Consider the following 13,713-nt stretch of genomic DNA (forward strand, 5'->3'; position numbering starts at 1 on the left):
TGGCTCGTTCTTACTGTTTTTGGTTCATACTTACTCTTGTTGACGTCTTGATGTTTTCAAGACCTCGCACTCTGGCGTTCAATTCAATTATTGCATTGTTCAGTTTTCAAAGGTCATGCCGTCTTGCGACGACTTGCTTATTCTACCAAACTCATGAGAGTTTGTCAAGCACTTCTTTTTTTGAAGAAGCGGGAGAAGTGATGCCCTGACGGGCTCCGTCCCCAACAGCTTGTTTAGTATATCGCAAACGCATTCATTTGTCAAGATAATTTTACAGATAACGGTATCCGCATCATCCGCTGTTTTCCATAGCATCACTACAGCATACAGCAATAATATCTGTAATTGTATCCACCGTAGAAACACGCGATAAATCCATGACCGGCTTGGTTAATCCCTGCAACAGCGGCCCTAAAATGCTGGCTCCGGCAATTTGTTCCAGCATTTTACAGCAGATATTTCCAGTACTTAAATCCGGAAATATCAAAACGTCCGCCTGACCTGCAACAGGTGACCGCGGTGCGCACTGCCGGGCATAGTGCGGGATTAAGGCCACGTCTGCTTCCATTTCTCCATCAAACAAAAAACCAACTTCCCGATCACTTAGTATTTGAACTGCTTGGCGTACCCGGTCTGCCGCTTCTCCCATGGCGCTTCCCATAGTGGAATACGAAAGAAGAGCTACCTTAGGCTGTTCTATATGCAGTGTATTTTTAGCCCTCTCCACACAATTACAAGCTATGTCAGCCAATTGTTCTGCTGTCGGAACCGGCACCACATCCCCGTCACCAGCTACGAAAACACCATCATTGCCAAACTGCATCATATCCGTCACAATAATAAAGGAACTGCTAATAGTCCTGGCATTTTTTCTGGGACCAATAATCTGCAAGGCTGCCCTAAGTACCTCAGCAGATGAGGTCTTAGCTCCTGCAACCATACCATCAGCCAAATCAAAGGCCACCAGACAGGCTCCAAAGTAGACCGGATTGGACAATAAAATATCCCGGGCCCTGTCATAGCTCATTTTTTTTGACGCCATTCGCCGTACATAATACTGAATAAATTTTTCAACCATAGGATGTGTACCAGGATTAACGACTTCAACCTCCTCCAGATCAATCTGATATCGTGAGGCCCGTTCAATGATATCACTCGGTTTACCTATCAAAAGAGGCTGCGCAAATCCTTCCGCCTTGACTCGTTCAGCGCTTTGCAGTACACGCACGCTGGCAGTTTCCGGCAAAACAATTTTCTTTTGCCCCTTGGCAACCCGATCTTTCAATTCTCTCATAAATCTGCTCATAGATAATCTCCCTCTTTACAACATGTTTCACCAAACACAATCCGATTCAGTCAATAGTTACATTATATAAATATCTGTTGCGTACTTCAAGTTATTCCTTATAAAATACAGGATAAAAAGTACCGATCTCTCCAATTTCATCAAACGATTCTTCCATATCGGCGCACCACAAAAAAAGCTGCCCCAGATACTGAACAGCTTTTCTAAATTAGTATTTTTCTCAATACGGTGCATACCAACTCGTTCTTGCCTGCTTTTTATGGGCGGTTATGATACAGCTTCCCCGCATGATAATTGTCAAGCTGTATCATAGGCCCATAGAGGAGGTATACAATAATGAAGGTTATTTTTTAATTACCGCTGCCGGCTTCCTTTCCGGTTTAGGCGGCGGAACCACTTTATCTTCCTTGCCCAGCATATAATGTTTATTTACATATTGAGTATGAAGAAGTTGTTCCGATAATTCGCTGCAAGGTTCTCCTAAAAATTTAGCATATAAGGTCTGCACTTCCCGGTTTTCCCAACTGGCATGAATCGGATTTTCTTTATCCATAGCATACAGCGATTCAATACGAGCCCGCTTTGCCGGAATTTCCTGCGGCAGTTTGGTCCGCGGCTGTCCGCCGCCGCCGATGCAGCCACCTGGACACGCCATAACTTCAATAAAAGCATATTTCTTCCACGAATGTTTTTCTTCCATTCGGTTAATAAACTTGCGGGCATTTCCCAACCCACTGATAGCGACAACATGAATAATATCATTGTCCAGCGTAATAGCCGCTTCTTTTACACCCTCCAAGCCTCGTACGGGTTCAAAACGAAGAAACTCTCTGTCAGCTACCTGTCCGGTCCGCAAATACATCAGCGTCCGCAGCGCCGCTTCCATAACGCCACCACTGTTTCCGAAAATAGTCCCGGCACCAGAGGATTCACCAAAGACAGAGTCAAATTCCGATTCTGACAGTGCAGCAAAATCAATGTTCCTATCTGTAATCCATTGTGCCAGCTCACGTGTCGTAATACAATAATCCGTATCGCGAATTTCCGGTTTCTTCCAATAAATACCGGCAGCATTTCGTTCCGGGCGAGCAATTTCCGCCTTCTTGGAGGTACATGGCGTCACACACACCGTTACTATTTTTGCTGGATCAATCTGCATCCGTTTGGCAAAATAAGTTTTGATCATCGGGCTTAGCATACTGATCGGACTTTTTGCCGTCGAAAGATGGGGAATTAGTTCCGGGAAAAAAATTTCCGTAAACTCGACCCACGAGGGACAGCAACTGGTAAACTGAGGCAACAGCTCCCGCTTGTTTTTAATACGGTACAACAGTTCTGATGCTTCTTCCATTATTGTCAAATCAGCCCCGAAGTCCGTATCAAATATATAATCGCCGCCCAATTGCCGCAGCGCGGATACCATCTTGCCCCGAACAATCGCACCATAAGGCATCCCAAAGGAATCCCCAAGCGCCACACGTACAGCTGGTGCCGTTTGGAAAATAACGACTTTTTCCGGATCATCAATGGCCTGCTGGATCAGTTCCCGCTGCGAAACAGTCGTCGTTGCGCCAAACATACATGTCAACGAGCATTGCCCGCAATGTACGCAAATTGGTTTGTCGCCCGTACTTTCCAGAGAATAATATCCGGTCATAGACATGACATCTGCACAGCGGCGCCGGCATAAGGTACAATTTTTACATTTTTCCGAATCAAATTGGATAGATACATTTTGATTTTCAACAGCAACACGGCGGTCTAATTTTTCAAAACGACTGGTAAAGGCAATATCCCGTTCCCGTTCTGCCTCCATGTAGATCGCATCACTACAGCAAATAGCAATGACGTCAGTAATATCTTCCGGAGTACACCCCCGGGATAAATCCATTACCGGTTTAGCCAACCCCTGTAAAAGTGGCCCTAATGCTGTTGCTCCCGATAAATGCTGCAGCATTTTATAACAGATATTGCCGGATACGAGATTCGGGAATACAAGAATATTGGCTTGCCCGGCAACTGGCGAACCGGGAGCTTTCTGACGGGCAATACGCGGTACCAAGGCCGCGTCAGCCTGAAGCTCTCCATCAAATTCAAAATCGACATTGCGATCCCGCAGCAGATTGACTGCTTCACGAACACGATCCACCTCACCCCCGTTGCCGCTGCCCATCGTCGAATAGGACAGCAATGCAACCTTAGGATCCAAGGTCTGCACCGTCCTGCGGGCCCGTTCTACGCAGCTTACGGCAATATCAGCCAGCTGCTGTGCTGTCGGCTCAATAACAACACTGGCATCACCCAAAACAAAGATACCATCGTCCCCAAACTGCGGCTTGTCCGTAATAACTATAAAGGAACTGCTGACTGTCGACGTACCGGGATGCGTCCCGATAACCTGCAGGGCCGCGCGAATAACCTCTGATGAAGTCGCCACAGCGCCGGCTACCATTCCATCAGCAATATCAAAGGCTACCAAACAAGCACCGAAAAAATTATTGTTATTAAGCAATATCTGCCGTGCCTGTTCAACCGTCATGCCTCTTTTTTCCCGCCGTTGGGCATAATAGGTGCTGAATTCATCAATCATAGGATATGTTTTAGGATCTATGATTTCAATACCATCCAAATCAATTTGATACTCCGAAGCTACTTCCACTAACTCCTGCGGCTTTCCTACAAGAATGGGACGGGCAAATCCTTCTGCCTGAACGCGTTCGGCAGCCTGAAGAACACGCCGGCTGTTGGATTCCGGCAATACAATTTTTTTTAAGTCCTTTGATACTCTGCGTTTTAAATTATTAATAAACCGCGACATACATAACACCTCTCCTTTTGAATATCCTTTTCCGATTCAGATACCCGGCCGCTTCTTTTCATACTTTTGATGTAGCAGGTCTATTCCGATACTTCCTTCATTTTTAACTTCTATACTTGTATTATATTCATTTTTAATATGAATGTAATGTATTCACTACCAAAAGTATTTTTTTCGTCCCCAATGACCTATATAATATACAAAAGGATCATGTGCATTTTAGTAATCTACAAAAAAAAGAGAAGACCCTGTTTCCAGTCTTCTCTTTCATTATGCAGATATTTTTTATTCAACAGTAACGCTTTTAGCCAGATTTCTCGGCTTATCCACGTCATTGCCACGAACAACCGCGGTGTAATACGCCAGCAGTTGCAATGGAATAACCGTCATAATTGGCAGTACAAAGTTATCTGAGCGGGGAATAGTAATCACAGAATCAATAGTCTTTCTGACCTCCGTATCTCCCTCTTGAACGACGCCGATCACATAGGCATCACGAGCCTTTACTTCCTTAATATTGCTGATCATCTTTTCTTCTACATCCTGTTGTGTTGCCAAAGCAATAACGGGTACTCCCGAAATAATCAACGCCAGAGTACCATGCTTGAGTTCACCACCAGCATACGCTTCAGCATGAATATAGGAAATTTCCTTTAATTTCAAAGCTCCTTCCATCGCCAATCCATAGTCCATAGACCGACCGATGAAAAATATATCTTCCTTTTCCTTGATTTTTGCAGCCAATTCCTTAATATCCCCGGCATGATCAAAAATATTCCGGCATTGATCCGGCACACGTTGGAGATCTCGGATAACTTGTGCTTCCCGATCTGCAGTCAAATGTCCATTCAAACGCCCCATATACAGTGCCAGCAAAAGTAATGCCACAAGCTGCGTGGTATAAGCCTTGGTGGAAGCAACAGCAATTTCCGGGCCGGCCCATGTATACACAACCTGATCCGCTTCACGGGAAACAGACGAGCCGACGACATTGGTAATCGCAAGAGAACGGGCACCGCGCCGTTTAGCTTCCTTTAAAGCCGCCAGCGTATCAATGGTTTCTCCGGATTGGCTGATTACAATGCACAAGGTCTTACTGTCCGTCAATGGATCTCGGTACCGGTACTCCGATGCAATATCCACTTCAACAGGAATACGGGCCAGTTTTTCAATAAAATATTTAGCCAGCAAACCAGCATGATAGGCTGTACCGCAAGCTACAATCATAATTTTACCGATAGATTTGACATCTTCCGGCGTCCAATTCAGTTCTTCAAATTGAATCTGCTCGCCATCTGAGGCAATACGGCAGCTCATCGTATCTTTGATAACTTTTGGCTGTTCATAAATTTCCTTGAGCATAAAATGTTCAAAGCCGCCTTTTTCTGCTGCCTCTGCATCCCAGTTGACTTCAAAAATTTTCTTGGAAATCGGGCGGCCGTCAAAATCAATGACCCACACCTTATCTTTTTGAACAATAGCAATTTCACCATCATTCATGATATATGTTTTCCGGGTGTAATTTAAAATTGCCGGAATGTCCGAGGCAATATAATTTTCGCCGTTGCCCAGACCAACGATAAGTGGATTATCCTTTTTGCTGCAAATAATTTTATCCGGTTCAAATTTACACATAAATACCAGCGAGTATGAGCCTTGCAGTTTTGCCAATACCCTGCGAACCGTGCTGGTAAAATCACCATCATACATGTCCGCACATAAATGAGCCACGACTTCCGTATCCGTTTCTGATTTAAAATGATATCCTTTTGCCAAAAGGTGCTCTTTTATCTCCATATAATTCTCGATAATCCCATTGTGAACAATGGCAAAATTTCCCTTTTCATCTGTATGGGGATGTGCATTAACATCAGAAGGGCCACCATGAGTCGCCCAGCGTGTATGTCCAATGCCCGCGGTTCCAACAATCGGATGTGCCTTGACCTCATTGCTCAGATTCACAAGACGGCCGGCCTTTTTCCGTATTGCAATCGCACCATTATGATAGACGGCAATACCTGCTGAATCATACCCCCGGTATTCCAGCTTAGACAGTCCGTCCATCAAAAAATCCGCAGCTTCTCTGTCTCCTATATACCCTACGATACCACACATATATTTATCCTCCTAGGTTTTTTTTGCTTCCCATAGTGACGTTGTCCATCCCGTTACCGTGATGTTTTTCCACCTTGTGACGACTGAAGCTGCCGAGAGACATCCGCTGATATATTCGATACTTCTCTACCTCGTCTACCTAAGAGCCTTAGGTACTAGCGCTATCCATTTTACGAACGGATTTCCAAACGCCTGTAAAAAAACAGGAATGAAGCATACCGCTTACAGCACACTTCATTCCCACATTTTAATATATTTAGATCACTTGGTCAATAGCCGCCTTTATTTGGAAGGCCCCATTTCATGTTCCACCACAACGGCAATATCATCTACAATTCGCTCAAGTTGCTCCAAATCCGGTCCCTCTGCCATAACACGAATCAACGGTTCCGTACCTGACGGACGAACAAGAATACGGCCGTCTTCTCCCAATTCCTCTTCACCTGACGAAATAGCCGCCATAATAAGATTATTATTTTCCCATCCTGATTTTGTCTGTACGCGGACATTTTTTAATATTTGCGGATACCGGGTCATAAGTCCTGCCAATTCTGACAATGGCTGCTGCTTTTGCTTCATAATACTCAGCAGCTGCACGGCTGTAAGCAACCCGTCGCCAGTCGTATTGTAATCGAGAAAGATAATATGACCGGACTGTTCACCGCCGAGAGAATATCCATCTTTACGCATTCGTTCCAGAACATATCGATCACCTACAGCTGTAATCACACTGCGGCAGCCCATTTCCTTCAGCGCCTTGTGAAAACCAATATTGCTCATAACAGTGCCCACAACAGTATTTTGTTTCAGACGGCCTTCTTCTTTCAGTTTCAAAGCGCACAGCAGCATAATCTGATCGCCGTCCATTTCCTGCCCTTTTTCGTCAACAGCCAGACAGCGGTCCGCATCACCATCATTAGCAATGCCGATATCTGCGCCATTCTCCAAAACAGCCGTTTTCAAGCTCTCTACATGGGTTGATCCGCAGCCTTCGTTGATATTGACACCATTCGGTTCGTGGTGAATAGCAATGACCTCTGCGCCGAGACGCCGAAGGATATCCGGCCCCAAAACAGACGCCGAGCCATTAGCTCCATCATGGACGACCTTCAATCCTGATAAATCAATATCTGTCGACTTATAAATAAAATCAGCATATTCCTGCTGCAAATCAGTCCAATCGGAAATCGTCCCGATACCGGCACCGGTCGGACGGCTTTTGAGGCCAGCACGTTCATCCTTGAGCATATATTCCTCAATTTTATCCTCCATTTCATCTGGAAGCTTATAACCATACCCGTCAAAAAATTTGATGCCATTATATTCAAAAGGATTATGGGAGGCTGAAATCATGACCCCTGCATCCATATGATGCGTCCGGGTCAGGTAAGCAATAGCCGGAGTCGGGATCACGCCAACCATGCAGCACTCACCGCCGGCAGAAGCAATACCCGCTGCCAGAATATCTGCCAGCATTGTGCCAGAACGTCGTGTATCCCTGCCGATAAGGAACGTAGGATGTTCCTTGTCCTGACCGAAAATATAAGCGGCGGCCCTGCCTAAATGATATGCTAATTCCGGTGTTAATGAGTCATTTGCGACTCCTCGTACTCCATCAGTTCCAAACAATCTAGCCATTTACTTTACCTCCAAAGGTTGATATTTATGAATGATTTCAAGCGCGGTTTCCATGCCGTCCAAAAAAGCGCTCATAATGCCGCCGGCATATCCGGCGCCTTCTCCAACAGGATATAAGCCACCGGTCTGAACTGCCGCACGATCCGCCCCGCGGGTAATGCGCACAGGAGCACTGGTACGGGTTTCCACGCCTGTCATGACAGCACAATCATCGTCAAAACCGTGGATCCGCCGTCCGAAATACGGCAAGGCCTGTTCCAGAGTGCTGGAAACAAAATCAGGCAGCACCCCATGCAGATCCGTCCATGTAACACCCGGCCGGTATGAATGGCATGATGCCGGTTCAATATCCGCTCCTGATCTGTGCAGAAAGCTGCCTACCGTCTGAGCCGGTGCATGATAATTTCTGCCGCCAGCCTGATACGCCAATTCCTCATAACGGCGCTGGAATTCAATCCCAGCCAGAGGACCGTCTCCTCCCATATCGTCAGCCGTCACATTGACTACAAGAGCGCTGTTGGCAATACCGCTGTCGCGCTGGTAGAGACTCATCCCGTTGGTAACAACCCGGCCCTTTTCCGATGCCGCTCCGACAACAACACCGCCGGGGCACATGCAAAACGAATAACACGACCGTCCTCCCTGGCTATGATACACCAACGCATAATCCGCAGGCTCCAATCCCAAATCAGCAGCATCACAGCCGTATTGAGATCGATCGATAACACGCTGATCATGCTCGATACGTACCCCTATTGCAAAAGGCTTTTTTTCCAATACAACGCCCTTACGATGAAGCATATAGTACGTATCCCTGGCACTGTGACCAATCCCCATAATCACAATATCCGCCGCATACTCCTGACGGTCATTTACTGTCACGGATGAAACATGTCCGTATTCATCCCGGTTAACAGCAGTCACACAGCTCTGAAACCGTACCGTTCCTCCCAGCGCCTCAATCATTTGACGTATATTTTTAACGACACGCCGCAGTATATCCGTTCCAATATGAGGATTATAGGCATACCGGATTTCTTCTGGAGCACCTGCATCAACAAAAATCTGCAAAATCTGCCGCAGCAGCGGATGATTAACACGCGTCGTTAATTTTCCATCGGAAAAAGTCCCGGCACCACCCTCTCCAAATTGGACATTGGAGTTAGGGCGAAACACGCCGTCACGCCAAAAGTCCTCGACATGAATTGCCCTCGTATCCACATCACAGCCTCGTTCAAATACAATCGGCCGATAACCATGACGGGCCAGCAGCAAAGCAGCCGCCAACCCTGACGGACCTGTACCGATTACTATCGGACGGGCTGCCAGCGGCTGCGTACCAGGAAATATGACAGGAGCCGGTTCGTCGGTTATCCGCCGCACGTCTTTGTTATCCCGGCAGCCTTTCCAGACAGACTCCTCCCGGGAAAGAGACACATCTACAGTAAACACAAAGTAAATCCGTGGTTTTCGCCGGGCATCCACAGAGCGGCGGACAATGCATACCTGTTCTATATCGGAACGGCTGCACCGCAGTTTTTTTGCCACCAATACCTCCAATGGCTTTTCCAGCGGAACGATGGTACGGATATTTAAAACTCTAAGCACGCAACTCTCTCCTTTATTCTGCCTTTTCTACTTTCATGACCACATTAATCGTGTCTGGATCAATAATCACGCCCTTGATGGAAGGGGCAGTAACTTTCCACTCTTTATCCTGATCCAGCCCTTCCAGACTGATCGGCATCAAATCAATACGGGACAGCCCATTTACTGCGCCGGCCTCTCCCTTAATCTCAACCGTTTCCGGATCCGCCTTGATGGATTTCAATGTCACGGACGAGGCTAAATGGCCATATGTTGCTACGCCGACCGGCACGACCTTGGTCACCGCATTATGCCCAATCATTACCTTGACACTGCTCTGCCATGGGGTCATTTCCAATCCGTCTATCCGTGAACCGTCTGCCGCTTCCAAATGGATAGGCGCCATAACGGAGAAGTCCTCCGACTTCCCGGCAACAGGAATTTCCACAATGGCCTTGCTTACCTGCTTAATCAAACGGCGCGCCCCACTGACGACAACCTTTTCCGGAACCATTTTCAAGCTGCTTACAAAGGCAGTATCATCCATTTTACCTGCCAGGCGGGATGTCAGGATAAATTCACGGACCGTATATACATCCACGGTAATTTTAGCCGATGTCATACTTTGCTTTTTCAATTCTGTACCATGGGGAATTTCCAACCGAACAGGCACTTCCATCTCCCCCTCCTGCGCATTGGATAAATCAATATAGGCCCGAATATCAGAAGGGCCTACATTAATGATCGTATTTCGCGGTCCGGACAATCGAACATATACCGTTTTAGGAACGTTGGAGGTAATATATTGCGCATCCAGATTCTCCACCGTAACAGGCACGGTATAGCTGCCCTCACTAATCGGATTTTGCTCATTAATGATGAGAAACCACAAAACAATAGCCAGCAGCAGGCAAATAATTTTCAACTGCCATTTTTTACCAAGCTTATTCATCATTTTGACGGCCTCCATTTAAAAATATTGGCAATCCCCTGAGGCGCTTTATTCAAAAAGGTCATCAGAACATTTCGCAGTGCGTTGCCATCTAAATGACGATAAATATGACCTCCATAAGTATACGAAATAGAACCGGTTTCTTCACTGACAACAACAACAACGGCATCTGCCAGTTCACTGATGCCAATGGCTGCACGATGCCGCGTTCCCAATTCCGTTGAAAGAGAACGATCTGAAGTGAGAGGCAGCAAACAGCCAGCTGCCATAATACGATTTTCCCGTATAATAACGGCCCCGTCATGCAGCGGTGTATTGGGGATAAAAACATTTCCCAGTAGCTCCCGCGACACCACCCCGTCTATGGCAATACCCGTATCAATATAATCATTCAATCCAATTTCCCGTTCAAATACAATAAGAGCTCCCGTATGTGTTTTTGACAGAGACTCACTAATCGCCACTATTTCGTTAATAAGTCGTTCCAGCTCTTCCATGCCAATAACCTGCCCAGAACGAAAAAAACGGCCACGGCCGATCTGTTCCAGTGCCCGCCGAAGTTCCGGCTGAAACACGACAGGCAGCGCTACCAGAATAACCGTCATTCCCTGCTGGAGCATCCAGTTAATAACATGCAGATCCAGTACCTTACTGACGATTGTAACAGCCCCAAGAATAAGCAGCCCCTTAACCAAGGCCACGGCACGAGTATTTCGAATAAGAATAAACAGTTTATATAAAACAAACGCTACCAAAAGAATATCCAATATGTCAAGCAACCGAAAACTGCTGATAAAACCTTGAATAGGTAAATACATAATCGTCTCTCCATCAATGCACTAAAATAAAAACACTACAGGTATTACTTATTTTACAATATTTTTTTCATAAAAGAAAGGGACAGGATAACAGAACAATGCCACAGCAAGTATATTAAGCCTGCTGTGGCATTGTCTATTTCGATCTACGCATTATGTACTTTTGTTTTTTCATGAGCTTTGCTGAATATTTCTTCCTGTTTGGCGAGATCAGCAAAGTTGATCGACTGGAGACGATCTGCCAGTTCACGCTGGATATCTGCAAAAGCGGCATAAATGGAGCACATATTACTGCAGCCTCGTGTACATGAACCAATATCATGAAGACACCGCTGCAACTCTGTCTGCCCTTCTACCGCCTCAATCACATCAAATAACGTAATATTCTGCGGCATCCGCTGCAGAGCAAATCCGCCTTTCACGCCACGATAGGACTTCATAATGCCTGCCGCTGTGAGACTGCGCATAATTTTAAGCAAAAAACGCTCCGGTATATTTTGTTTTTCTGCTAAAGCAGCTCCCGTAATTTTAGTTCCTTCCGGAAGAGCTGCTAAATATAAGACCATTCGGAACGCATAGTCTGTAGCCTGATTCAATCGCATAGGTTACATTCCTCCTTATCCATGCTTTTATTATACAATAAGAGACAAAAAAAGTATAGTTTTATCAGTCATTCTCAGCCATCTTATTTATACACCATAGACCTGCCACATAAAAAGCCGCAGCCATACACACGGTTAGCTGCAGCCTGTTTTTCAATACTATATTTATATATTGGTAAGGAGATCAATAATCTTATAAATCACCGCAGACATAAGAGCACTGATGGGAATCGTCACGACCCATGCGATAAGCATACTCCGCGCCACGCCCCAATGGACGGCACGAACTCGTTCCGCCGACCCTACGCCCATAATAGACCCGGATACGACATGCGTCGTACTGACTGGCAGGTGAAGAAAAGTAGCTGAAAAAATAACAATAGACGAATTCAAATCAGCCGCAAAGCCGTTGATAGACTCCATTTTAAAGATTTTCGAACCCATCGTTGAAATAATGCGCCAGCCACCTGCCGATGTACCTAAAGCCATAGATGTAGCGCAAGCGATTTTTACCCATACGGGAATTTCCATTGTATCGATATAACCACCGCTGAGCAACGCCAGGGCAATGATCCCCATTGCCTTCTGCGCATCATTGGAGCCATGTGAAAAAGCCATCAGACTCGCCGATACAAGCTGCATCTTCCGAAACTGTCGATTGAGAGCTATAGGCGAAAAGTTGCGAAATATCCATAGAAGCCCGATCATAACAAAATAGCCTGTCGCCAGAGCAATGACAGGTGATAAAATCAAAGACAAAACAATTTTCCCAATGCCGCCGGCATCCAGCGCGGCCGGTCCCACGCTGATAGATACGGCACCAATAACCCCGCCTACCAAGGAATGGGACGAGCTGCTGGGAATACGATAATACCAAGTTAAAACATTCCAAATAATCGAACCGATCAAAGCGGCTACAATGACCTCCAGACTGATACCGACTGGATTCAAAACTAAATCGCCGCCAATAGTTTTAGCCACACCGGTGCTGACCATTGCACCGGCAAAATTCAAAACGGCTGCCATCATGATGGCATGACGCGGTGAAATAGCCCGCGTCGAAACACTTGTTGCAATAGCATTCGCCGTATCATGAAAACCATTAATATAATCAAATAAAATAGCCAATAATACAACAGCCCATATTAACCAATGCTCAGGCATACTTCAATACGACCTTTCTGAAAGTAATGACCAAATGCTCACAATCGTCTGTCACATCTTCCACGGACTGAAGAATTTCTTTCCACTTAATAATTTCAATGGGATCCTTACATTTTGTAAAAAGCCGTGCCATTTCTTCGTGATATAAATCATCACATTCCTGTTCCAATTTCAAGACCTTCTTGCTGCGTGCTTCTACCTTTAGATAATTTTTTTTCAGATCTTTCATATAGCCGATAGATTTGCGGATCTCCTTCATTGCCGTCGCTGTAATAACCGTCATCTGTTTAGCCCCCGCAGTGGCTTCCCCAATACGGTACATGCACATTTTATCCATAATGTCACTAATGCTGTCTATTGCGGCATCCAATTGGTCGATAAGCTGCTGGATATCCTCCCGATCCATCGGTGTAATGAAAGTCTTCTGCAGACGCTTCATTGTTTCCATGACAAGCTCATCGGCCCGTTCAGCCAATGAATCAATTTTTTCCAGTGCTTCTTCCTTCAGAATTTCCTCGTTCATCGCCTGCCGCAAAAGCTCTGCGGCTTGATAACTCAGCGCAGCATGCTGGTCCAGCAGAGAAAAAAACTTCTCCTCTTTGGGCTTTAAGTGAAATGCCATAATAATCAGATCTCCTTAATCGAAAAGGTAAACGGCTGTTACATAAATATTACGCAATGTTTAATATTTCTTTACATTGCTTTACTTTGAA

At 45.7% G+C, this 13,713-nt stretch carries 10 protein-coding genes; all 10 read right to left on the reverse strand.

What is annotated here, in order from left to right; genetic code table 11:
* Positions 1-292: 292 nt before the first annotated feature.
* Positions 293-1,306: a phosphate acyltransferase gene (locus tag AB840_RS09675; RefSeq protein ID WP_048514640.1), complete on the reverse strand. Its 1,014-nt coding sequence runs from the start codon at positions 1,304-1,306 to the stop codon at positions 293-295.
* 343 nt (positions 1,307-1,649) lie between these two features.
* Positions 1,650-4,124 carry a phosphate acetyltransferase gene (pta, locus tag AB840_RS18150; RefSeq protein WP_072061816.1) on the reverse strand — a complete coding sequence of 825 codons (2,475 nt, stop codon included), beginning with the start codon at positions 4,122-4,124 and terminating at the stop codon, positions 1,650-1,652.
* Positions 4,125-4,409: 285 nt separating this feature from the next.
* Positions 4,410-6,239: a glutamine--fructose-6-phosphate transaminase (isomerizing) gene (gene glmS, locus AB840_RS09685; RefSeq protein ID WP_048514641.1), complete on the reverse strand. Its 1,830-nt coding sequence runs from the start codon at positions 6,237-6,239 to the stop codon at positions 4,410-4,412.
* Between the two features lie 282 nt (positions 6,240-6,521).
* Positions 6,522-7,877 (reverse strand): phosphoglucosamine mutase, encoded by a 1,356-nt coding sequence (gene glmM / locus AB840_RS09690; RefSeq protein WP_048514642.1) that lies wholly within the window; start codon positions 7,875-7,877, stop codon positions 6,522-6,524.
* The gene (locus AB840_RS09695; RefSeq protein ID WP_048514643.1) at positions 7,878-9,485 is read right to left on the reverse strand and encodes an NAD(P)/FAD-dependent oxidoreductase; all 1,608 of its coding nucleotides are present in this window, start codon (positions 9,483-9,485) and stop codon (positions 7,878-7,880) included.
* Between the two features lie 13 nt (positions 9,486-9,498).
* The gene (locus AB840_RS09700) at positions 9,499-10,419 is read right to left on the reverse strand and encodes a CdaR family protein (RefSeq protein ID WP_234984915.1); all 921 of its coding nucleotides are present in this window, start codon (positions 10,417-10,419) and stop codon (positions 9,499-9,501) included.
* A complete protein-coding gene (gene cdaA, locus AB840_RS09705; protein WP_048514644.1) occupies positions 10,416-11,234 on the reverse strand; it encodes a diadenylate cyclase CdaA in 819 nt (272 codons plus the stop codon). Before cdaA ends, AB840_RS09700 begins: the two co-directional genes overlap by 4 nt.
* 146 nt (positions 11,235-11,380) lie before the next feature.
* The gene (locus AB840_RS09710; RefSeq protein WP_048514645.1) at positions 11,381-11,836 is read right to left on the reverse strand and encodes an RrF2 family transcriptional regulator; all 456 of its coding nucleotides are present in this window, start codon (positions 11,834-11,836) and stop codon (positions 11,381-11,383) included.
* 165 nt (positions 11,837-12,001) lie between these two features.
* Positions 12,002-13,000: an inorganic phosphate transporter gene (locus tag AB840_RS09715; RefSeq protein ID WP_048514646.1), complete on the reverse strand. Its 999-nt coding sequence runs from the start codon at positions 12,998-13,000 to the stop codon at positions 12,002-12,004.
* Complete coding sequence (locus AB840_RS09720; RefSeq protein ID WP_048514647.1) at positions 12,993-13,622, reverse strand: DUF47 domain-containing protein; 630 nt, start codon at positions 13,620-13,622, stop codon at positions 12,993-12,995. Before AB840_RS09720 ends, AB840_RS09715 begins: the two co-directional genes overlap by 8 nt.
* Positions 13,623-13,713: the final 91 nt, after the last annotated feature.

This window comes from Megasphaera cerevisiae DSM 20462 (assembly GCF_001045675.1).
GTDB lineage: Bacteria > Bacillota > Negativicutes > Veillonellales > Megasphaeraceae > Megasphaera > Megasphaera cerevisiae.